18 protein-coding genes and 1 other RNA gene are annotated in these 24,245 nt (G+C 40.1%); 5 read left to right on the plus strand and 14 right to left on the minus strand.

The window, feature by feature from the left end:
* Positions 1-57 precede the first annotated feature (57 nt).
* From DV942_RS07635 to katG, 9 genes are all read right to left on the minus strand, one after another.
* Positions 58-1,086 carry an SAM-dependent methyltransferase gene (locus DV942_RS07635; RefSeq protein WP_145856540.1) on the minus strand — a complete coding sequence of 343 codons (1,029 nt, stop codon included), beginning with the start codon at positions 1,084-1,086 and terminating at the stop codon, positions 58-60.
* 145 nt (positions 1,087-1,231) lie between these two features.
* Complete coding sequence (locus tag DV942_RS07640) at positions 1,232-2,032, minus strand: DUF1295 domain-containing protein (RefSeq protein ID WP_145856542.1); 801 nt, start codon at positions 2,030-2,032, stop codon at positions 1,232-1,234.
* Between the two features lie 82 nt (positions 2,033-2,114).
* The gene (locus tag DV942_RS07645) at positions 2,115-2,450 is read right to left on the minus strand and encodes a DUF1475 family protein (RefSeq protein ID WP_145856544.1); all 336 of its coding nucleotides are present in this window, start codon (positions 2,448-2,450) and stop codon (positions 2,115-2,117) included.
* 634 nt (positions 2,451-3,084) lie between these two features.
* Positions 3,085-3,813 carry an acyl-CoA desaturase gene (locus DV942_RS07650; RefSeq protein WP_090981758.1) on the minus strand — a complete coding sequence of 243 codons (729 nt, stop codon included), beginning with the start codon at positions 3,811-3,813 and terminating at the stop codon, positions 3,085-3,087.
* A gap of 138 nt (positions 3,814-3,951) precedes the next feature.
* The gene (locus DV942_RS07655; protein ID WP_025142534.1) at positions 3,952-4,449 is read right to left on the minus strand and encodes a cupin domain-containing protein; all 498 of its coding nucleotides are present in this window, start codon (positions 4,447-4,449) and stop codon (positions 3,952-3,954) included.
* A 286-nt stretch (positions 4,450-4,735) separates the two neighbouring features.
* Positions 4,736-6,292 (minus strand): RagB/SusD family nutrient uptake outer membrane protein, encoded by a 1,557-nt coding sequence (locus DV942_RS07660; protein WP_145856546.1) that lies wholly within the window; start codon positions 6,290-6,292, stop codon positions 4,736-4,738.
* A gap of 25 nt (positions 6,293-6,317) precedes the next feature.
* Positions 6,318-9,518 (minus strand): SusC/RagA family TonB-linked outer membrane protein, encoded by a 3,201-nt coding sequence (locus DV942_RS07665; RefSeq protein WP_145856548.1) that lies wholly within the window; start codon positions 9,516-9,518, stop codon positions 6,318-6,320.
* A gap of 665 nt (positions 9,519-10,183) precedes the next feature.
* Positions 10,184-10,912 carry a hypothetical protein gene (locus DV942_RS07670; RefSeq protein ID WP_145856550.1) on the minus strand — a complete coding sequence of 243 codons (729 nt, stop codon included), beginning with the start codon at positions 10,910-10,912 and terminating at the stop codon, positions 10,184-10,186.
* A 527-nt stretch (positions 10,913-11,439) separates the two neighbouring features.
* The gene (katG, locus tag DV942_RS07675; protein ID WP_145856552.1) at positions 11,440-13,719 is read right to left on the minus strand and encodes a catalase/peroxidase HPI; all 2,280 of its coding nucleotides are present in this window, start codon (positions 13,717-13,719) and stop codon (positions 11,440-11,442) included.
* A 380-nt stretch (positions 13,720-14,099) separates the two neighbouring features.
* Between katG and DV942_RS07680 the strand changes: the two genes are divergently transcribed.
* Together DV942_RS07680 and DV942_RS07685 are read left to right on the plus strand one after the other, a co-directional pair.
* A complete protein-coding gene (locus DV942_RS07680) occupies positions 14,100-14,459 on the plus strand; it encodes a VOC family protein (RefSeq protein WP_145856554.1) in 360 nt (119 codons plus the stop codon).
* 131 nt (positions 14,460-14,590) lie between these two features.
* Complete coding sequence (locus DV942_RS07685; RefSeq protein ID WP_244950847.1) at positions 14,591-15,055, plus strand: MarR family winged helix-turn-helix transcriptional regulator; 465 nt, start codon at positions 14,591-14,593, stop codon at positions 15,053-15,055.
* A gap of 367 nt (positions 15,056-15,422) precedes the next feature.
* Here the strand turns inward: DV942_RS07685 and DV942_RS24210 are convergent, their stop codons facing one another.
* From DV942_RS24210 to ssrA, 3 genes are all read right to left on the minus strand, one after another.
* On the minus strand, positions 15,423-16,073 hold the full coding sequence (locus DV942_RS24210; RefSeq protein ID WP_450091369.1) for a hypothetical protein: 651 nt from the start codon (positions 16,071-16,073) through the stop codon (positions 15,423-15,425).
* An 11-nt stretch (positions 16,074-16,084) separates the two neighbouring features.
* Positions 16,085-16,255 (minus strand): hypothetical protein, encoded by a 171-nt coding sequence (locus tag DV942_RS23440; RefSeq protein WP_186462443.1) that lies wholly within the window; start codon positions 16,253-16,255, stop codon positions 16,085-16,087.
* Between the two features lie 198 nt (positions 16,256-16,453).
* Positions 16,454-16,820, minus strand: a transfer-messenger RNA (tmRNA) gene (gene ssrA / locus DV942_RS07695).
* Between the two features lie 386 nt (positions 16,821-17,206).
* Between ssrA and DV942_RS07700 the strand changes: the two genes are divergently transcribed.
* From DV942_RS07700 to DV942_RS07710, 3 genes are all read left to right on the plus strand, one after another.
* On the plus strand, positions 17,207-17,797 hold the full coding sequence (locus tag DV942_RS07700) for a GIN domain-containing protein (RefSeq protein WP_145856557.1): 591 nt from the start codon (positions 17,207-17,209) through the stop codon (positions 17,795-17,797).
* A 249-nt stretch (positions 17,798-18,046) separates the two neighbouring features.
* Positions 18,047-19,165, plus strand: a complete 1,119-nt coding sequence (locus DV942_RS07705; protein ID WP_244950848.1) for an alpha/beta hydrolase-fold protein — start codon at positions 18,047-18,049, stop codon at positions 19,163-19,165.
* Between the two features lie 257 nt (positions 19,166-19,422).
* Complete coding sequence (locus DV942_RS07710) at positions 19,423-20,592, plus strand: alpha/beta hydrolase-fold protein (RefSeq protein WP_145856559.1); 1,170 nt, start codon at positions 19,423-19,425, stop codon at positions 20,590-20,592.
* A 681-nt stretch (positions 20,593-21,273) separates the two neighbouring features.
* On the opposite strand, the gene DV942_RS24135 is transcribed toward DV942_RS07710, so the two are convergent.
* Positions 21,274-21,438, minus strand: a complete 165-nt coding sequence (locus DV942_RS24135) for a hypothetical protein (protein ID WP_186462444.1) — start codon at positions 21,436-21,438, stop codon at positions 21,274-21,276.
* Positions 21,404-24,187: a glycosyl hydrolase 115 family protein gene (locus DV942_RS07715; protein WP_145856561.1), complete on the minus strand. Its 2,784-nt coding sequence runs from the start codon at positions 24,185-24,187 to the stop codon at positions 21,404-21,406. Before DV942_RS07715 ends, DV942_RS24135 begins: the two co-directional genes overlap by 35 nt.
* Between the last annotated feature and the right edge of the window lie 58 nt (positions 24,188-24,245).

The raw sequence follows: 24,245 nt of genomic DNA on the forward strand, positions 1-24,245 counted from the left end.
TCAGACGTGAGACATGAGATTTGAGACGGATAAACGATATACCTTAAACCCTTTACCTTAAACCTTTTCAAACAAATAATGGCATACCATCCATTCGTTTCCCTTGTTGTAATTAAAAAGTTCTGCGCACGACATGTAAAATAACCTCCAATATACCCACCATTTCACCGCCTGATCTTTCCCGTAAGTCGTTTCGAAAATAGGCATGATTTCCTTTTTATGCTTATCCATATTGCTTAACCAGGCTTCAGCCGTTTTTCCATAATTAGTTCCATTTACCACCCAATGTTTATCAATTTTAAGGTCGTCGTTAAAGTAGAAGAACAAATGGTTGGATGGCATAATCCCGCCGGTGAAAAAGTATTTGCTCATCCAGTCGGTTTCGTCAATCACTTCAAATTTGTAAGCCAGGGTTTTGTGCGTAAAAATATGTACGAACAGCTTTCCATCAGGTTTCATAAATGAGGCCACCTTGTTAAGCAAAAATTTATAGTTGCGCATGTGCTCAAACATTTCAACAGAAACCACCCGGTCAAATGTATCGGCAATGGTAAACGTATTCATATCGGCAGTTAAAACCGTTAGGTTTTGGATTCCGCGTTGCTTAGCCGTTTCATCAATGAAAATTTTTTGTGTAGCAGAGTTAGACACTACGGTAAAAGTGCTTTCCGGATATCTAGCTGCCATATACAGTGACAGCGATCCCCAGCCACAGCCCAATTCTAAAACATTCTGTCTGTTTTGTAAATCGGCCCTTTTACAGGTTAGTGCCAGCATATCTTCTTCCGAAGTATCAATATCCTTAACGCCAGGTTTCCAGTAACCACTGCTGTATTTTAAGTTTTTGCCTAAACAGTACTGAAAAAATTCGGTTGGAAGCTCGTAATGCTGTTCATTCGCATCAGCAGTATTTACCGCAATAGGCGATTGCTTCAGCTCAGCCACCAGGTCCATAAATTTTTCCTGCTGCAATTCTTCATTGCCCAGCGTTTCATCATCCAGGCGCTGTTTGCACAATTTTCTAATGCCTATACGCAAGGCGGTATCCGGAAGTTTGTCGTTTTCTAAAAGTTTATCGTACCACATTTTGAGGTTGGAAGGTTAAAGGTTGTAAGGTTGAAGGTTTACGTGTAATAAAAATGTATGATTTAAGGTTTAGGTTAATGTACGATGTGAAACGGTTGATGGATTTGCAGTTTGCATGGACCTTATCCATATCACATTTTCCATTTTACCTCTTTTTACTCCACGGAAAAAAAGCGCTCGTTGTTTCCTGATATCTTTTATAAGCTATAGGTTTGCTCCTTAGGTTTTGTTCTTCGTTATTCGGAACGCCGGTAACCCTCGTTAATAAGTACAAAATCACCGCCGGGCTAATAATAGCCAGAATTCCCCATGGCGATGCCAGCGCAAAAATGAAATAAGCTATCCAGGTTAGCCATTCAAAAAAATAGTTCGGGTGACGGCTATAGTACCACAAACCGGTGTCGCATACTTTGCCTTTATTAAGCGGATCTTTTTTAAAGGCCGCAAGTTGTCTGTCGGCAATCATTTCTCCAAAAAATGCGATTACCCAAACCAATGCACCTGCATACTCAAAAAAGGAAATAGCCTGCGACTGATTGGCGGTGATGATAAAAAATGGAATGGCCAGTATGACATTTGATATGGCCTGAAATTGAAAAAAAACAAAGAAATTTCGATCGGCTTTGTCTCCCCATTCTTTACGCAACTGTACATACCTGCCTTCTTCTTCATCCAGATGACCAATAACACGTTGCCAAAGATGAACACCCAAACGTAACTCAGCCAGTAAAAACATCCCACAGATTAAAATCTTCCGGGGTTCGTAGCCCTCAGATAAAAAAAATGTGATAATGGTAATTACAGGAAAATTCAGTGCCCAAAAAACATCAACCACACCTGCGTTTTTGATTTTCTTCGCCCAAAGCCAAACCACAGCCATGATAAAACAGCAGGCTATAAGCGAAAGGAGTGCGATAGATAAAAGATGTCCTGTTTGGAGCGGCATAAGTTTAAAGTAAAAGGTTTAAGGCCCAAAAGCCAGTTAGCTTTGCTAAGAAAAACCGTTAAGCCATTCTGCAACCTAAATCTTACACCTCACGTCTTAAAAGTAATTCCTTAACACCTTCACCATCTTTTAGTTTAAATAAATACACTAAAACATAAGCCAGGGTTGCAATGCTGCCTAAACATACGAACAAAATAGCAATAGAGATTTTAAGAATAATGCTTTTTTCTTTATAAAACATCCAAAGTGTAATAATAAAGATGTTGGCATAAAAATCCCAGAGGGTAGCACGCATCCACGGAATGCTGCCCAGGAAATTCCATTGTTCGAAAAGGTTACTTTCTAACGAAGTGCTGATTACTTTATAACACATAAAAACCAACAGTACGGAGAAAATAAATTTGAGGAGGTTGATCATATGATAGTTTAAGTTTTGAAACAGATTAGAATATATACGTTAAGACAGGCAAAAAGGATTTTATGGTAAAATTCTTGCCTTTACCATTCGACTCCGCTACCATTGACAGGCTCCATTAACACGACCGTCATTGCGAGGAGGAACGACGAAGCAATCTTTCATACCATTAATCCTTGCCATAAAAGATTGCTTCGTCGGCTGAAAAAACCTTCTTATAATGACGATAATCAGAGGAGATTTTATTTACTATTAAGTTCTCCTGCCATTTATTTTTATTTCATAAATTATACCCCAGGGTTGATCAAGCGCGGGATGTGCTCCGTGTTTCCGTGGCAAAAAATAATACGTTTTTATGAGAAAGCAAGGTTCTGTTCGTTTCGGTTAACATAGTCCTGCCATTTCCTGTCCGTACTGCAAGCGGGTGCTTCAATCTTTGTGGGGTGCTATACTACTTTGTGCTGGTATGTTTTTCATAGCTTGCAGATGCTTCGTACCTCAACATGACAGGGTATTTGAAAGTTACTGCAAGCAAAAAGGATCTTCGCTGCTGTAAGGTTTAATTAACAGACAACAGTGGAAAAAGAAATCTTTAATGGTCTGTGAGACACAGACCATGGAATATCGAATATAGGCTTTAAACCTTTCTGATTTTGATAATCTTCATCCAGTGCAATACTTTCATTACCGGATAGGTTGGATCAAACTCCCACCATTTAGTAGCAAAATTTGGACTATTTGGTTTTTTGTGGTGGTTGTTCTGAAAAAGCTCGCCCATCAATAAAAAATCCCAGGGTAAGGAGTTTTTACTATGATCCTCATTATCATGGTTTGAATAACCATACTTATGTCCACACCAGTTTACAATTGCCCCATGTAATGGGCCCATTAAAAAATGGATCGGTAACAGTAAATACATCCACCAGTAATTGGCAAAAGCAATGTAAAAACCGATATAAAACAAACCACATGCAATTCTCCAGGCCCATGAATTTCCGATCTTATCAACCAATGGCCATTCAGGATAATTTCCCTGGAAAGCAGGTTCCGGCTGTATTTTATATTTCAGGTAATTCATGTACATATTCTTTGTTGCAATCATCATCCCGAAAACATCCTTAAAAAAATGTGGAGAATGTGGATCCTTTTCGGTATCACTATAGGCATGGTGCATCCTATGCAGGATGGCATAAGCCCGCGGGTTTAAAAATGATGAACCTTGCGAGATCAGTAATACCAGATAGAAAAACCGCTCCCAAAAACGCTCCATTTTAAACATCTTATGTGAAGAGTAACGGTGAAGGAAAAAGGTTTGGCTAAATAGGGATAAAAACCAATGGCAAAGAAAAAAAATGAGGATAATCATGTATGAGTGTGTATACTATATAAACGTAGCTTTAAGACCTTTAGTTTTCATACCGTACAAAAACTATACTGGCCTAAACGTTTAGAGAAACATTATCCTGTTCTAAAACGTGGAACAGGATAATGTTTTATTATTTTATTATCTACCGAAATCGTCTTGAACGCGTACGATATCGCTTTCGTCTGATGGGTTTGAAGCATCGGTATGTTGCCAAATCTCAGCAACTACTCCCCAATCTTCTAAGCCGATTAAACGGTGGCGTTCACCTTGTTGTAATTTAATCTGATCTTTTGGTGCATATTTTTTTACTTCACCTTCTTCATCAGTCTGGCTGGTTTTGATGCCGACCGTGCCGGTAACCACTTGCCAGATTTCTGCCCTGCGGTGGTGATATTGCCATGACAGGCGTGTATTTGGCGCAACGATTAAGATTTTCGGACTTAATTTACCACCAATTTTAAGGTCTTCAACATTTAATCCATCAAAATAAGTATCTGCAAATTGTTGTGCCTGCGCTTCATCTATTACAAAGAAACCACCCCAGGGACGTGTTTCATCGCGATTTACTACATTAAAACCTTCAATTTTTAAACGTTGCGCTACGCTTTCGAATATTTCTTTTTTGTCGTTTGTCATGGATTAAATATTAACTTTCAAATAGTTGTCGAGGTGCACAGGAATTTGTTGATCTCCTGTGTGGTTCTATAATTTGCTGCAAAAATAAGCCTAATTAATTAAAAAAAATCCTTTCAGGCCTTTTTATTTTTTACCCATTTTACAAATTGCCATAAGCGCCATTCTCTGGTTATATGGTTTGGTTTAATAGTCTGCCCCTCCAAACAAAAAACAGGTATCCGAATATCGGACACCCGTTTTGTTGAAAATATTGATGGTCAGTGTTACGGCGACCATCCTATAACTGCTAATAACCTGGATTTGGCGTCAGGTTAGGATTATTCTTGATTTCAGGAGTAGGGATCGGGAATAGCAAATGTTTGGTTTGCAATGGTTGGTTTACACTTTTATTAATATGTCCGACAAAATTATCAAAACCATTGGTGGTTTCATTGTATACTTTACGCAAGCGAACCATATCAAACCATATAATGCCCTCATAACACAGCTCATGCCAGCGCTCTCTCCAAACGGCTTCTTCAAACTCTGTTTGGCTCAAACCTGCAAGATCAGTCAATTGTGCTCTTTTACGTATGGCATTTACCGCAGCATAGGCAGCAACATTCGGACTACCATCTGCCCTGTTCTGTGCTTCAGCATAAATTAATAAGGTTTCGGCATAACGGATCTGTGGAATATTCAGATCGCTCCTGCTGGTTCCCTCTACCCCAAGTGTTCCATTTGCAATCAGATCGAAGTGTTTAAAAATATAAGGTTTACCACGATTAACCAGCGGCATTTTAAATCCATCTGTATAATAATCGGTAAAGAAATAACCTTCCCGGTTTTTAGCCCTTAAATCTCCCGCCTCATACGAACCATAAAAACTTGTAGTCGGAATAGCCGTTCCAATTCCATCAATTTTAGAAACCAATGGCTGGTGCAAGGGTAAATAAGATGACTGTAAGGGGTTCCCCGATCCGGCAGCATCATTGTACTGGATTCCAAACAAATGCTCTACTTTATTGTCATTCTTTGCATCATGCAGCGCTCCGTAATTGGTAAACAAGCCAAGTGATGATGGATTTCCTGCTGAATAATCAATTACCTCTTTGGCTTTATCCGCAGCTAATCTATAATAAGCTGCTCCTTTGTTAAGGGGTTGCCCGGCCATGGTCAGGTATACTTTTGCCAGTTCAGTTTTAATTCCTGCTGTAGAAACACGTCCGCTGGCATCCGTATAAGGCAAGCCGGCGGCTTCTGCAGCAACCAGGTCATCAACAATCAATTTGTAAACCTGTTCCTGTGGTGTACGGGAAGGCGCAAAATTAGGATCGTTAGGACTGGTAACCGGCTTAGTAATTAAAGGCACATCGCCCCATAAACGCACCAGGTAAAAATAGGCCCAGGCACGGACAAACGCAGCCTCTCCCAAAATTCTTTTTTTCTGTGCATTATCCATTGGATTAATACCCGGAACTTTATCCAACACCAGATTAGCTTGTGCTATTACTTTATAAAGTCCGTTCCAGTTTTGGTTAACATGCAGATTTGTACCGTCATAAATGAGGGAATACAAATTGTTCAGATCGGAGTTTTGTGCAGTTTCGGTTGACTGTATGCCCGTTGGCGCATCAAGCATCTGCCAGTTGTTGGAATAAATACCCGCACCATTCCCTATAAACCGAAGCTCTGCATAAACAGCAGCAATACCTGCTTCTGCGTGTTCGGGCAAAGTATAAAAACTATTTGGTGAAAGATTGGTGGGATCTGTTTCATCTAAAAATTTCTTACATCCCGAATTCCCGATGATAGCGCCGCTCAGCAAAAACAAAACAGCGATATTTCTTATGTTGATTTTCATGTTAATATCCTTTCTTTTTTAATATTTATAATCCAATGTTTAAGCCTACCATGAAAGTAGTTGGCTTTGGATAATCGAAAAATGTCTGACCTTGTGCAAATGCATTTCCGTAGGTAGTTACCTCAGGGTCGTTACCCGTGTACTTGGTTGCCAGGAAGAAATTCTGAACAGATGTATAAACACGTAGTTTGCTTAAGCGTAATTTTTCAACAAGTGCTTTATCAAAAGTATAACCCAGCAACAGGTTTTTACCGCGGATGAAAGAGCCATCTTCCAACCAGTGCGTATCTACATTGGTTACATATCCCGCAGCCTGATCCCTGATGGCGGCAATCGGTGTATTTTGATTCTGCGGAGTCCAGGCATTTAATACGCTGGCAAAACTATTGGCCTGTACCTGTCTGTCTTCACCCGAGTGATGGGTCATATTCAACACATCATTGCCATAAGAGTATTGCAATTCTACAATCAGTTCTAAGTTTTTATAGCGAAATGAGTTACCAAAGGATCCCCAGCCTTTTGGCATTCCGTTGCCAATAATCTGGCGATCGGCATCGGTAATGGCATGATCACCGTTTACATCCAAATATTTGATGTCGCCCGGAAGCAAGGTTTTACCACCACGGTAACTCACAAATTTAGCTGCTTCTGCCCTTTCGGCCTCGCTCCAGGTGCCTAAACGTACCAGCCCCCAGAATGATCCTACCGGCTCACCTACCCTGATAATACCGGTTTGATTGGTAAAATTTGGGTTACCCACACCAAAAATATCATCAGGAGTGGCTAAAGAAAGTACCTTGTTGCGGTTAAGGGAAATATTGAAACTGGTTTTCCAGGTAAAATTATCAGTTTGTACGTTTACCGTATTGATCCCTAAATCTAAACCTTTGTTCTGCATCGATCCGATATTTTTTCTGATCACCGCGTATCCTGTGGTACGCGGAACCGGGGCATCCAATAACATATCGGTTGTTTTTCTATAATAAAGATCGGCTTCTAAATTAATGTGGTTGTTAAACAAGCCTAACTCTAAACCTGCATCAACCTGTGCTGTTTTTTCCCAAACCAGGTCTGGATTGGCTAACCGGCCAATACCGATACCCGTTACCCTGCTATCGTTAATGATAGCGGCATTATTCACCAATGTAGCCAACGACTGATAGGCTGGCAGTTCCGAGTTACCACTTAAACCATAACTGGTTCTTAGTTTTAAGTTAGAGATGGTTTTGTTTCCTTTAAGAAAATCTTCATCTGAGGCTTTCCATGCCAGTGCAGCCGAAGGGAAAAAAGCGAATTTATGGTTCTCTCCGAATTTGGATGAGCCATCTACCCTGCCCGTAAAAGTAACCAGGTATTTATCTTTAAAGGCATAATTTAATCTTCCGAAATAAGAGTTGAAAGCCGATCTGTTACGACTGGAGCCTACTGTAATCGATTTACTTCCGGAGCCCATGTTATTGTTTCCATAAAAATCGGTTACAAAATTCTCAGCATGGCTGGTATTGCTAAAGAAATTGGTCGCCTGCCAAGAAATACCTAATAAGGCATTGATGGCGTGCGACTCGGCGAAACGTTTATTATAGGTTAAATAGTTTTCCAATGACCAGAAGGTTTCCCGATCGTTGGTTACGTTCGCCGTTCCATTCTGCCCGTCGGAGATACCGTATAATTGTTTGGCATTGTATTCATTAATGTTACGGCTTACAATATTGGCTCCTAATTGGGTACGAAACTCTAAATCTTTAGTAAAGCTAATGGTAGAATAAATACTTCCCAAAGCCGTTTGGGTAACCATGCCATATTTTTGATCGGTTAAAATATGTACCGGATTGGAGCCTCCTTCTGCCCATGGGATCAGTTTATTATCGCCCCATTTGCCATCAGCCAGTTTAATGGGTAGAAAAGGGAATGCTTCTGTAATCATACGCACTGAATTTAGGCCGCCCGTTCCCTGATCTACTATGTTTTCATCTTGATTATTGTAGCTCAAATTACCGCCTACCTTTAACCAGGGTTTAATTTTACTATCGAAATTAAACCGGCCCGAATAACGTTTTAAATAAGAGTTTAGCAAGAGTCCCTGGTCGTCGCGATAGCCTGCAAAAACACCATAAGTATTATTTTCATTGCCACCGGTAAAACCCAGCTGATGATTTTGGGAAAGTTTGTTCTGAGTAGATTCTTTTAACCAATCCGTATTATATAATGGATTTCCGTTGCTATCAAAAAACTGAGGTAAAGCAATTCTGGCAGCCTTGGGAACTGGCGTAGAGGCATAACTTCCTGCTGCCCAACCTACCGGATCGTAAACTTTGATATTTTCATAAGCTAGGTCCTGCACTTTTACATACTCGAAAGCATCAAGCATCTTAACATGGTGTGCGGCTAGGGTATTTATGCCAAAATCTGCATCATAAGTAATGCGCTGGGCATTTGCAGTTCCTTTTTTAGTGGTAATTAAAATTACCCCGTTTGCACCCCTTGCGCCATATATGGCCGTAGAAGAAGCATCTTTTAGCACCTCTACTGAAGCGATATCGCTTGGATTGATGTAATCAATGGCATTACTATTCTGTGTTTGCGAGCCCACCGGCAAAGCCACACCATCTACCACATAAAGAGGATTGTTACTCGTATTGATTGAACTAAATCCGCGGATTTTGATGTTGGTTTGTCCGCCAGGCCGACCTGAGTTGGTATTTACCTGTACCCCGGAGATACGGCCGGCTAATGCCTGGTTGAGGGATGAAGACGGACGTTCCTGAAGTTCACTTGCTTTAACTACGCCAACAGACCCCGTCAGGTCGGTTTTTTTCACCGATCCATAACCAATTACCACCACCTCATCTAACTTATTGGCTTCAGCAGGTGTCATCTTAACGCTGATGTTGGCTTCGCTCCCTACTGTAACATCCTTATTTTGATAGCCAACATAAGAAAAACGGATCACATCGTTTACATTGGCCTCAATGCTGAATTTACCCGCATCATCAGTTACTGCAGTTTTACCTGACGAAAGGTTTTTGATGCCAACTCCAGGGATAGGCATATTTTTTTCGTCTAATACGGTGCCTGTAATTACTTTTCGATTTTGAATATGCACCAGAGGCAAGTTAGGGCCGGAAAACCCCTTGGGTTTTTCAACAACCGGATTCATCGAAAAAGCAGGACTATTGAGCAGAAAAAGCGCAGAAAGCCCCGAAATCTTGAGTAGATTGATTTTCATTCGTTTAGGTTTAGTAAATGGTTAGTTAATAGTGTAAAATTTCTACTGCTAGCAGCTAAAACGCTTTATCAATTCTTTCAATCAGACCGCTTAAGTAAGCAATTTTGTAATAAGGGCTCCCATATAGATGGATTAAAACTACACAAAAGCAAACTACACAGACATATATTACGCACAGGGTACAATAACGCCATCAGCTCATCTTATATTCGGTTATTCATAAATCGTTTTATGTATTCAATATTAAGTATTTTATTAGGAAATCAAGAATATTGTTTCGGAGACTAGAAATACATTATCGTATAAATTAAATTACGGTATAATTACTTTGACAAAAGCTGAAATTTTTGACTGAATATTTCAGGTGAATGAGAAACCACTGCATCTTAAACAATTAAACCTCAAATATTTAGGCGTATTTTTAAGAATTTGATAAAAAAAACTAGCTTATCGAGTAAAGTCTATTATTTTTTTTGAAGGAGAAGTAATCAACATCGACAATGTTGCGACCGAATAGGCACCGTATATAAACTAGAAAGCCTCATATTTCTATGAGGCCAATTATTTTGTTTTATTTGCATCCACAGAATAAAACTAAACCAAACAAACTAATGAGAATATAAGACAAATGAGTTTGGGAATTGTTTTAATTATTTTTTAAATTTTTAAAAATCTAATTCTAAATACGTTTCTTTAGATTTATACTTAGGAATTTTCGTCATCATATCGTATTTTGCCAGAGATGTGTACTTTCGCCAGAAGTTATATTTCCTTCCGTTGGTTAATACATGCATACGACCGCCCAAATTATTACACTTAATCCGGTTTTCGATAAGATCAGCCTCACTAACAAGTTCCGTATCTAATAATTTTTTGTGTGTGATCATGTGTGGTGCAATTTTTAAGCTGTACCGCCAAGGCTCGGTAAAAACATATCTGATTTCTTGCTCGCGGGTTTTAACATTGTACAATTCAACCTGACTAAAACACGCTTTTTCCTGTTCGGTGAGACCTAAATTGCTACTTTCCCATAAATATGGCGTAAGTACCCGAAGCGAGTGCTTTTTAATTTCATAGCCATATCTTCCTCTACGGCGCTTTTTCCTTTTAAATGTTTTATCGTGATGGTATTCAACCGTATTGATCTTCGCAAGTAATGTTGCATAAAATTCAGCCCTTATGCTCACTGCAATATCAGATCTGAGTACAAAATATCTTTTCCAACCACTTTGATAAGGTTTTTCAAGAGGGACCTTGGGCAGCGCTCGTATTTGCTTACAAAGTTCGGATCTTCTTTTACTTAATTTTATTAATTGTTTGTCACGGTCTGTCTTTACCAACCGTTTTTTCTGCCGTGAAGTCCTAATTCTACACGGCAATTCGTATGTGTCCATCGGACTTCCATTAAATTTTCTTTAAAAATGAATGAGGGTCGCTATTCATCCTTGATCAAGGATATACCCCTTCTTCTGAAAATAAAATATTGTATAATATAAACTGAACAGCCCTTGAGGCAATCAATCAAATTAATAACAAATTACAGCAAATTATCGCCTGTCAGGCAATTTGTGAAGGGGATGATATGTAGATATATTCTGTCATAATTCCTAAACATTAAAAAGATTGTTCATCAGGAATAGGACAAAGCTAATAAATTTTTGAGATTTTAAAGAAAAGAAAAAGCTCAAAACTGTTTTTACATCATAAAAATGCCCCGGAAAGTATCTAACTTTTTAGGGGCATAGCAAAAATTCTTTAGAGCCTGTTTAAAATTTACATCAGATATTGGAAAGCATTTTGCTGTTTACGCTAAGCGCAATCAGATTACTTTTAATAATGTGTTGAAGCGTCTTCGACTACGCTCAGACTGACATACAATTAATTTGATTTTGTCTCTAAACAGGCTCTTAAACTTTGATTTCTAATTAATCAGATCAAAGCGATCTAAATTCATTACTTTATTCCAGGTGGCCACAAAGTCTTTCACAAATTTTTCTTTTGCATCAGCACTTGCGTAAACCTCTGCAATAGCCCTTAATTCGGCATTGGAACCAAATACCAGATCAGCACGGGTTGCGGTCCATTTTGGCTGACCAGTTGAACGGCTGCTTCCCATATATAGCTCTTTATCCTCTGCAATAGCTTTCCATGCGGTTTCCATATCTAATAAATTGATAAAGAAATCGTTGGTCAACTGACCTGGTTTTGTAGTTAGCACACCGTTTTTAGATCCATCGAAATTCGTATCCAATGCACGCAATCCACCTACCAATACCGTTAATTCAGGCGCGGTTAAAGTAAGCAACTGGGCTTTATCGATCAGGAATTCTTCAGTAGGAACAGGTGATTTAGCTTTACGGTAGTTCCGGAAACCATCTGCCGCTGGCTCTAGATAACCGAATGATTCGATGTCGGTCTGTGCCTGCGAAGCATCCATCCGGCCGGGTGTAAATGGTACTAAAATTGAATGTCCCGCATCAGCAGCTGCTTTTTCTACTGCAGCAACGCCTGCCAACACGATTAAGTCGGCCAAGGAGACTTTTTTACCATCAAACTGCGTCGCATTAAATTCATTTTGAATCCCTTCCAATACATTCAATACTTTTTGCAACTGCGGCGGATTATTAACAGCCCAGTCTTTTTGTGGTGCCAAACGGATCCTTGCGCCATTTGCCCCGCCACGTTTATCGGAACCACGGAAGGTAGAAGCTGAAGCCCATGCCGTAGAAACCAGTTCTGAAACGCTCAATCCTGAAGCCAATACTTTTGCTTTTAATGCAGCTACATCACTTTCACTGATTAACACATGGTCAACAGCGGGTATCGGATCCTGCCATAACAATTCTTCCTGTGGTACTTCTGGCCCCAGGTAACGTGCCACCGGCCCCATATCGCGGTGGGTTAATTTAAACCAGGCCCTTGCAAATGCATCTGCAAACTGATCAGGGTTTTCTAAGAAACGTCTTGATATTTTTTCATACGCGGGATCGAATCTTAAAGCAAGATCGGTGGTTAGCATCGTTGGCAGGTGTTTTTTTGATCCATCAAAGGCATCTGGAATAATGGCATCTGCATTGATCGCTTTCCATTGGTGTGCACCGGCAGGACTTTTCGTTAATTCCCACTCAAATCCAAAAAGGTTTTCGAAAAAATTATTGCTCCATTGCGTTGGTGTAGTGGTCCAGATTACTTCCAGTCCACTGGTAATCGCATCAGCACCTTTGCCAGAACCATAACTGTTGTTCCATCCAAAACCCTGGTTTTCGATATCGGCAGCTTCAGGCTCTTTGCCCACATGGTCTGCCGAAGCAGCTCCATGGGTTTTACCGAAGGTATGGCCGCCTGCAATTAAGGCCACAGTCTCTTCATCATCCATCGCCATGCGACCAAAAGTATCGCGAATATCTTTGGCCGCGAGAATCGGATCCGGATTTCCATCCGGTCCTTCAGGGTTTACATATATTAAGCCCATCTGCACCGCTGCAAGGGGTTTTTCTAAATTACGGGAGTGTATATCGCCATCAGCATCATCATCTGTAACCACCACGCCGTGTACCTTATCTGCGCCATCAGAACCATGCCCATAACGGAGATCGCCACCTAACCAGGTGGTTTCTGAACCCCAATATACCGATTCATCAGCTTCCCAAACATCCTCACGACCACCAGCAAAGCCAAAGGTTTTAAAACCCATCGATTCTAAGGCAACATTACCGGTTAAAATCATCAAATCTGCCCAGGAAATTTTGCGCCCGTATTTTTGTTTAATTGGCCAAAGCAACCTACGCGCTTTATCAAGACTTACATTATCCGGCCAGCTGTTCAGCGGCGCGAAACGTTGCAAGCCGGCACCAGCACCACCACGGCCATCGCCTACCCTATAGGTTCCGGCGCTGTGCCAGGCCATGCGGATAAACAAACCACCATAGTGACCGAAATCTGCCGGCCACCAATCCTGCGAATCGGTCATCAGTGCATGAAGATCTGCCTTTAAAGCTGCCAGATCTAGACTTTTAAAAGCCTCAGCATAATTAAATCCATCATCCATTGGGTTAGATAAGCTGGAATGCTGACGTAAAATACTCAAATTTAACTGTTTAGGCCACCAATCCCCATTTCTAGTGCCACCGCCTGCTACATTACTCTTCATGCTGCCGTTATGGAACGGGCATTTGCTGATATCGTTCGATTCTTTTTCCATTATGTATAATATTTTGTTAGTGAAAATCTGATCTGTTATTAAAAATTAACCGATGATTAAAATTAGAGAATTGAAATAACTAATCACAATCATTTAATTCTATAATGAAATAGTTAGAATCTATTAAGCTGATAGATCAGGGATTTACAGGAGATGCAAAGACATGGTGCCGTAAAATTTAGGCCGATGTTAATCTTAAAATAAAATGCTCTTTATAAGGTTTGAGATTTTAAATGATATTTTCCAAATAAGATCAAGCCATTCAAAACTTCTGAATTACCTAATAATTTAATTGTCCATTATTTGTAAAAATAATTAATCTGGTAATATTTTGTAGTCGTGTATATTATATTTACAACAACAAAAAAATAATAAAAGCTATGAGACAATTAACATTTGCATCCCTACAAGTAAAAAATTTAGACGCTTCAAAAGCCTTCTATGAGAACTTTTTGGGTTTCGAAGTCGGCAACTCGAATCCGCAAGCCTGTGTTTTTAAATATAACCAGGGCGAAGCAAGTTTTGCTATCCGTACTCCTCTTGAACCACTCGAAGACAGAGAACTGGGTGTTGGGGTGGCCATTTGGTTCGCAGTTGAGGAAAATGTTGAAGAACTGAAAGAAAAGTTTATTGGGAATGGGGTTACAACTACGGGAGAAATCATTGAAACGCCATTTGGCCGTGCATTTCATGTTAAAGATCTTGATGGCTATAAATTGACTTTCCTGAATGCTAAATAAACCAGCATATGCAATTCACATAAACGACAAAACAAATATTAAAATAGATCTGATATGGAATTAGCTACGGAATTTTTAATTTTATCGATATAAGAAGAGAATGAATATTTTGATTAAAAAGAGGATCCTGAATGATGTATGAAGAAATTGAATTTCATTTTAAAAGCCCGGCAGATAGTCCAGGTTATCTGTTAGGGCAAGTCACTATGCTTTGGCAACGAAAGCAAAAAAGGGTACTTGATCCTTTAAATTTAACACAAACCCAATTGGTATTAATGGCAGCCTTAGCATGGCTTTCGAAAAAAAGTGATGCCGTAACCCAGGTAGACATTGCCAACCAAAGCAATGCAGACAGAATGATGGTATCAAAAGTATTGCGTACCCTCCAGGAAAAAGGCTTTATCACCAGGCAGGAACACAAAACAGATACAAGAGCAAAGACGATTAAGTTAACAACTGATGGAGGCCGCGTTTTGCAAAAAGCTTTGATTGAGATTGAGCGTGCCGACCTGGCATTTTTTAATACCTTAAAGGATGATGTTTCGCTATTCAACAAACATATGATGCAGCTCATCGAAAAAAATAAAGATATTTAGGCTATACTATCTGTTAAAAGAGAATTCAATACTTCATTTATTGCAGATTAATGAATGATCTTTGTAAAAAAACCCTGCAAACATTTGATTTGCAGTGTTTTCTGTTTTAACATTCAATAATGTGGAGCCGAAGGGAGTCGAACCCTTGTCCAGTTGTGAGATAAATTATACCTTCTACATGCTTATTTTTCAGTTAATTTTCGGGAAATAAACGGGCTGAAAACCGACCTTATTTATATCCTTAGATACTTTGTCTCACTTTAAGTCGTATCTCCTTAAAGCCAGCTTTGTTGTTTCGATGCCCCAGATTCTAACCCAACAATGCAGCAGTTAGAGGGACAAAAGTTATACCGCAGTCGATGAGAGTTTAGGTAGTTTTAATTGGTGTAGGAAAATCTATCTCTTTTCTAGGGAAAAAGAATCCTTTAATACAATTAAAATTCCTGATGCAAATTTGGATATGACTTTTAGCGTATATTCCGGCTCCAGTATATGCTAAGCCACCTTCAGTAAAAACACCTCTTGTAGAGTCAAAAACTTTGATGTTCGAATAACCTGTGTTTAGAATATCTTCGTTATATTTCTGGGTTATCTCTTTATGCATAAATTCTATTGTAGCACAATCTAACATCCTTAGTAAGCGATCATTATGTGGATCTACAGTCGCATTTAAGTTTTCTGGTAATTTTTTTCCGGCTTGTTGATATTGACTTTCCATCAATTTATGATAGACAGAAATCGTCCTAATGAATTTGGTATCTAGGAAATCACAACATTGTCCGAGCTGTAAGATGGCTCCAACAACCGCAGCTTTTTTTATTTTTCCCTGTGCTTTTTTGTGTGTAGCCCATTCTAAAGCTCTGTCGTAATTATTTTCCCAAAAGTACAACCCATGACCAAGCCAATCGTAGTTTTCTTTACTAAATGAAATCGTATCTGGATCGTTTACTAATTGATTTGCTTTACTTTCATCACAGCCATGAAAGCCAATAATCATATTAGGCCTTTGATCATACATTAATGATATGTTTAAGCTGGTTCTTCCTCCAGTTCAGAATAGGCACTCATCAATTTGCCTTTTTTTGTCAAAATACCAGCGTCGTTCAAAGATAAAATAGCTTCTGTCTTTGACATATTTTCTACTTCAGCAAGTTTTTTCTCTGCAAGCTCAATTAGTAATAATATGTCTTTTTCGCTCATTTTATAAATATTGAAATCAAATATAAAAATAATTGTCCAGTTTATAAGTTGTCAACGTAAATAAATCAAATATGTTTTTAATAAAAGAAGCGATATTAGAATCAAAAGGTGCTTATAAAAAATCTGCAAACAGATTAGAATAAAAAACCTCTATTTTAATAATTTGCGAAGTTGCTAATCAATCAAATAGAGGTTTTTTTGTGGAGCCGAAGGGAGTCGAACCCTTGTCCAGTTGTGAGATAAATTATACCTTCTACATGCTTATTTTTCAGTTGATTTTCGGGAAATAAACGGGCTGAAAACCGACCTTATTTATATCCTTAGATACTTTGTCTCACTTTAAGTCGTATCTCCTTAAAGCCAGCTTTGTTGTTTCGATGCCCCAGATTCTAACCCAACAATGCAGCAGTTAGAGGGACAAAAGCTAAGCTAGTTCTAAACTAGGCAGCTAAGGCGTAAGTATTTTCGCCAACTAAAATTTGATCGTTCACTTTAAGTGCTCTCCGAACAACGCACTGCATGCTAACATAACTTTCGCCACCCCGTCAAATCCAAGAACGGCCCCAGAGAAAGTTTTTCCGGTACAAATACCAGACCACAAATATACGAAAAACTGTGTTAAATCACAATTTCCTTCATTTACCTATATCAGGTTATGCTCCAAATCAACATGGATTTGATTGTTACCGGAACCCGAAAGGCATCACCACAACGGCAACGATAAAACCCATCTTCCTCAAATAAAAAAGAATTACAATCATCTACCTGCAAAGCGAATCAGGAAAATTCACAGCGACCACCATCTTTTTGTCTTTAAATTTTGGGCGTTGGTCGATTGGCTCCCCAGACTGGTATAATGCCCTGATTTACGCTGAAACGTTTGCCGGGTCTGCACGTCTTATAATCAGAACAATCAATAAAAACATTATAAAAACTTAAAATTTAAAGCATATGAAAACTTTACTTAAAACATTATTCGCATCATCTTTAGCATTGGTGTTATCAACTTCAGCAGTAGTATCAGCTCATGCAACTGAAACCATTAAACCAGTTCATGCTTCAAAAGTGTTGAACTTCAAACGCATTAAAGTAAAAGGAAATGTAGAGCTGACCATTATACAGGGAAAACGTACAGGCATTAGCTATGCGGATGAAAACAGCGGAGAAGTTAAGGTGATGCAAAGCGGAGATGGTTTAGAAATTTCCGCTGCAGACAATAACACTGCGAGACTGACCATTTATGTAAATGATATTTACCGAATCCAGGCCATGGATAATGCTAAAGTAAAAACACAAGGTAAGATCAATGCGCAATACCTGCAGGTTTTTTTAAGCGGAAATGCATCCTTAGACTTAAACTCACAAACTGAAGGATTGTATACAGTGATTGAAGATCATGCTGACTTAACCTTAAGCGGCTCAACCGGCGACCATATGCTGGTAATGGGCAAAGAACAAAAGTTAACGATGGACAAATTTGTTGCCGCTAATACGAAAACCAGTTTAAACACTGAAAATTCACTTGCCTTGCTTGGCAAATAAAGAAAAGGAATTATACTTGATTCAGGCGGTTCGTTTACGGACCGCCTTTTTTATTGGTTAAAAAAGCCGAGAACCAGGTTTAGCGCTGCAAAAGATTGGCTAACCATTTACCTCAATGGCATTAAACATTTCTGCTATAAAACTAAACAATCTGCGCAACCCCAAATAGATATATCCATTATCTTTAAGCAATCTGCTTAACGCTTCCTCTACAGGGCCAGGCGGACTACATAACTTAATCAACCAAATATGATGAAATTCAAATTTATGATAATTGCTTTGGGAACAAGCCTTAGCTTTGGTATATGCCAGGCTCAAAACAATCCTGAGGCGATTAAAGATGACTTCAAACCCGCTGTAACCAATCAGCCGGGCCAGGAGTTTCCACAGGTTAATTCGCAAGGCTACGCCAGGTTTCGCATCAAAGCACCGCAGGCCGATAGTATTAGGGTAAGCCTAGGTTTGGGAGGACAAGGCGGAACTAAACTCACCAAAACGGCCGACGGTTTTTTTATCGGCACCACTGCCGGGGCAATGGACGAGGGTTTCCACTATTATCACCTGACCATTGATGGCGGCGTATTTAATGATCCTGGCTCAATGAATTATTTTGGCTCAACGCGCTGGGAAAGTGGAATTGAAATCCCGGCCAGGGACGAAGATTTTTACGCCAATAAAAATGTAGCCCATGGAAATGTGCAGCAAATACTTTTTCCATCAAAGAGTACCAACTCTTCACGCAGGGCATATGTTTACACGCCACCAGGTTATGGTAAAGATAAACAACGCTTTCCGGTACTGTATCTGCAACATGGATGGGGCGAAGACGAAACGGCCTGGAGTAATCAGGGCCGAGCGAACCTGATTATGGACAACCTGATTGCAGAAGGAAAAATTAAGCCGTTTATCATTGTGATGACCTATGGGATGACCAATGAAACTAAATGGGGACGTATGAAAGATTTTAAGATTGATGGCTTTCAAACCTTATTAACGGAAGAGCTGATCCCATATATCGACACCAACTTTTCAACGATAAAAACCTCAAATGGCCGTGCTATGGCCGGACTGTCCATGGGCGGTATGGAGACACATACCATTACGCTTAACAGACCGGAACTTTTTGGCTACTATGCATTGTTGAGTGGAGGAACATTCACCCCTGCCGAACTGAAAGACAAGCCAAAACCGCGATTGATTTTCATAAGCTGTGGAAGCAAGGAACGTCCTGAAGGTGTAAAAAATGCTGTAGCAGCATTAAAAGAAGCAGGCTACAATGCCGTATCTTATGTTTCAGAAAATACAGGTCACGAATTCCAGACCTGGCGCCGAAGCCTTCGTGAGCTTGCTCCGCTATTGTTTAAATAGATTATTCTGGTAACCTGCATAAAAGTCAATTCGTGAAGAATCGTCATTGCGAGAAGGCTTTTTCAGCCGACGAAGCAATCTATCATACTTAAAGATTGCTTCGTCGTACCTCCCCGCAATGACGACATTTTTTTTTAGTCTGTCAACAGTAGCATGGTAAAAGTGCTTTTATTAACAGGTTAAATAGTCTTCGGCTACGCGCAAACTGACAGACCAAATAAATTTATTTAATTTTTAACAACTGCTAATTATCAAACATGAAAGCTAAAAATATTATTGTCCTTTTTACCAGCTGTTTAGTTAGTCAGTTTTGTTTAGCCCAAACTGAACAGACATCTGATTTAAAAACATTCAGACCGGCTGAAAGCAATCAGCCTGGCAAATTATTTCCGCAGGTAAATAGGGAAGGCAAAGTAAGGGCAAGCTTATATGCACCACATGCATCTAAAGTCCAGTTGGACCTGGGTGGGAAAAAATATGAGATGACAAAAAATGAAGCAGGCCTTTGGATGGGTGAATCAGACCCAAAGGACGAAGGGTTTCATTATTATCAGCTTAATGTAGATGGGGCATCAATTCCGGATCCTAACAGCCGTTATTTTTACGGTGCGGGAAGGTTGGGCAGCGGCATAGAAGTTCCGGCTGATGATGAAGCATTTTATGCCTTGCAAAAGGTACCACATGGTCTGGTGAGCGAAAATATTTACTACTCTGAGTTAACAAAAACCTGGAGAAGGTGTTTCATCTACACACCTGCAGGTTATTACGAAAACAACAAATCGCGTTTCCCTGTACTTTACCTTCAACACGGAAGCTTTGAGGATGAAACGGGCTGGGTTAACCAGGGAAAAGCAAATTTAATCCTGGATAATTTAATTGCAAAAAATGAGGCAAAACCGATGATCATCGTTGCGGATAATGGCTATGCATTTAAAGCAGAAGATAATGCGATACCTTCAAAAGGACCAGGCATTTCAATTTTTGAAGATGTACTGATTAAAGAAGTCATCCCAATGATTGATCAACGTTTCCGCACCCTGGCTGATCGTGAACACCGCGCTATTGCAGGGCTTTCAATGGGGGCAAACCAAACGATGCGTATCGTCATGAAAAATCTGGACAAGTTTGCCTATTATGGAGGCTTTAGCGGTACCTCAAATTATCCCAGCACGGATGCAGTCGATCCGAATGTATTTATGGATGGAAAGTTTAAAAATGGTACTGAAGTAAACCATAAACTCAAGCTGCTTTGGCTCGGACTGGGTACCAAAGAACCTGCCCCTTTCCCTAAATCCGTTGGCGCATTTAAGGCAATGTTAGACCAGCAGGGAATTAAGTATACTTATTATGAGTCTCCGAAAACAGCGCATGAATGGCTTACCTGGAGACGCAGTCTGCAAAATTTTGCGCCTTTGTTGTTTAGGTAGGGTTTTAAATAATTAATATACACATGCTACTTTTGCAGCTGGATAGCGATTGATACCCAGTCTGTTTTAAATATTCGGCCGGACATTAAATTTTCATATGTTAATTCAAATAACCATGAGACTGTTTAAATTTTTCATAACCAATATAAATTGTCTTTTGTTGTCAAGCTAAGGGATAATTTATTTAATAAAAATCAATGGGAATAACAGGGATTTTAATTAATTATAGGCCGTGACGAATCGTCATTGCGAGAAGGCTTTTTCAGCCGACGAAGCAATCTTTATAACCTGAACTCGATAATTATTTAATTAAAACACTGCCTTATAAACGACCCACCCCTGGCCGATTCGTGATGCTGAACTTGTTTCAGCATCTTTTTAGCAGGAAAGACCCTGAAATGAATTACCTTCGGTGAGCTCGCTAAGGCTCGGTTCAGGGTGACGCCTCTTAATCAAAGAACCGATATAAGCTAACGAGAGACAATATTAATAATCGAACTCAGGTTTATAGTAAGGCTTATTAGTATGATAGATTGCTTCGTCGTTCCTCCTCGCAATGACGACCATTCTATTGATATCCATCAATAATAACGAAATCGATTGCTTTTATTAATGCGTTGAAATAGTCTACTACGCTCAAACTGACACACGAATTAATTTTATATAACTTTTAAACAGACTCTATCTTAATATCTTATTTTCTATCGGCCCGAGATAACTATATGGCAATTTATCTTTATAGATGATTATTTTTTCCAGAACAACTGCGGGATCAACCATCCATATTTTTACGGTGTGCCTGCCAGTATTTTTAAAAGGAATGTGAAGAAGTAAGCGTTCTGGCATTATCCTTTACCGCGTTTGCCCAACTGGCATCAGATCCTGAGGCACTGGGCTTAGCTATAATGGTCAGGATTTGAGGTGCTGCGCCATCTACAGAAATTCCAACCCTTAAGCCTTCGGGCGAGAAATTTACCGTTGGTCCTACCACCAAGTCAATTTTAGCCTCACCGCTTTTGGCAAAGAAAACAGGATATTCTAACACAGGCGTACCAGGCTGATCAAGCGAAGCAGAGGTGACCGGAAAAACCGACATACCAGATTTTCCTCTTCCATAACCCGGTATGGCTTCCCAGCTGATCCCATTTCCGGATACTTTTTTACTGGCCTGGAAAGCCTCAAATGCAATTGGCGCACCTAAACTGGCAAAGGTTCCTTTTGCTTCTGCCAATTGCTTTGGCGTTGCCTTATTGGCTTTCACATTAATGACGACAGTGGTCGTGTCACCAGATATCTGGATTTTACCTTCGTGTTTTCCACTGCCCAGTTTGGTCCAGTCGATATCAACGAATACACGGTAATCATTTGTACCGGGAACACTATCCTTTTTCAAACGAATCCACTGATCGGCTTTTAACTGGAAATTGATCGCCGCAGCCCCCTTTGCAAAAACTTCAAAGTAAGACCCCGATTTATTTAAAGATTCGAATGCCGGAAGCGTGGGCGCCGCAGCGCTTGAGGGCCAGCTATCAAATGAACCATCTATGGCAACACCAAAGCCCGATGCTGAAGGCACCTGGATTTCATCTGTTTTCGGCATGATATTTTTCTTCGGATCGTTCCAACTCGTATACCCAATTCTTACCTGGTCCATCATATGGTTCCATTTGCCGCCAGCTAATTGATGGTTATACTCATCGCTAAGCTGTTGATCCTGTTTAAAAAGATCGAGCGCAAGGTTGCGTTGAAGATTGGCCGCAGCTCTCCCCTGCTTAAAATAAAGTCTGTTTTTACCAACCGCAATGTATAAATCGGTAACCGTTTTCATCGCCTGGATGGGATAATAGACCAATTGGTAAAATGCATCTTTATATTGCTGAGGCAATTGCTCATTCACCTGTGTTGCCCTGCTGTTTAATGCGCTCCATTCCATACTTACACGTTGCGCTTCGTTGAAGTTTGCCAAACTAAAAGTTTCAGGACTCAGTAGTTCAGGTTTGCGCCTGGTGGTATATTTAGAGTAGAGGCGCACTAAATCTGCAATTTCTTTTGCCTGGCCCGTTCCAAATTCGCATGTTGCCCAGTGTTCAAGAAAACCTGCCAGCTTTTCACGGCTCATCGCGTTGGGGTTCCAGGCCATACGTAAAAAGAACTCGATGGGAATCTCCATGGGTTTCAGGTCGCCAACATTTACCACCCAAACACGGTCGGCGCCATACTGATAAGCCAGATTCATTTGCTCCCAAACTTTTGGCAGGGAAGTGGTATTTAGCCATTTATAATTTCTGGGTGCGCCCACATAATCAAAATGATAGTAGATTCCTGATCCACCGCTCCGTTTGCGCTCCTGCGCAGTGGGCAAATGTCTTAAGTTGCCCCAGTTGTCATCGGCCCACAATAAGGTAATATCATCAGGAACTTTCATTCCGAAATCGTAATAATCTTTAACTTCTTTATATATGGCCCAAAGCTGTGGAATCTTTTCTACAGGCTGATCCATATTTTCTGTAAGAATTTTGCGTTGATCCGTAATAATATTCTCCAGCAACTTCACGTTGGATGCCATATCTCCACCTTCAACCATGGGTTCGTCTCCATCTCCACGCATGCCCATCGTAACCAGGCTTTCATAGTTTTTGTTTCTTTTAATTCCCTCCTGCCAGAAAGCGTTTAACCCCTGAGGGTTTGTTGCATAATTCCAGGCGCCAACCCCGTGTTTTTTCCATTCCTGTTGCGCGCGGATCATCGGTTCATGATGGGAAGTGCCCATAACAATGCCATATTCGTCGGCCAGACGTGGATTTTCAGGATCATCTTCATTAAATGCGTTACTCCACATGGCTGGCCACAGGTAATTTCCACGCAGACGAAGCAGCAGCTCAAACATATGGGTATACATTTTACTGTTCATCCCGCCAAACTTCTCTTTGGCCCAACCTGTCATGGCCGGGGCTTCATCATTAATAAATATCCCCCGGTATTTTACCGCAGGTTCACCAGAACTGTAAGTCCCGGAAAGCGCAAATGCACTTTGGCGGGGTTTGGGCGGAACATCGGCCCACCAATACCATGGCGATACGCCTAATTGTTCTGATACTTCGTATATGCCATATATGGTTCCTCTTTTGTCGCTCCCTGCAATAACCAATGCCTGATTGACGCCGGGAAACGGATTTTTAACAGTTGATATAACAAAACTCTCCCATTTGCCAGAAATGGTAGCGCTACTCAGCTTGCCTGATGAGACCAACTGATCAATGAGTTTGCTTTTACCAAGGGTTCCGATTATAATAACAGACTTGCCAGCAGGGTTCATGCTTTTTAATTCCGGCTTAAGGCCCGATACGCGGAAAAAATCCTGACTTAAATCGCCAATTGCCCTTATTACGCCTTTATAATCATTCCCATCATAAAAAATATTTGTTGCGGTTCCTTTTTCTATCAATGCAAAATCTTCTTTATTCTTTCTGGTTTCTTGAATAAATTGCTTTTCCAAACCTAAACTTGCCTGGGCTTTAGTATAATTAATCCAAAAAGAGAAAAGGATAAGGAACGTAAAAAAAATATGGCTTTTTTTAAAAAAATTTACTGGCATTAGGGAAAGAAATTAGGTTCTTGATTGATCTTTATTTTTTTTTAAGCTAGCCGGTATT

Source organism: Pedobacter suwonensis, from assembly GCF_007833675.1.
GTDB classification, from domain to species: domain Bacteria; phylum Bacteroidota; class Bacteroidia; order Sphingobacteriales; family Sphingobacteriaceae; genus Pedobacter; species Pedobacter suwonensis.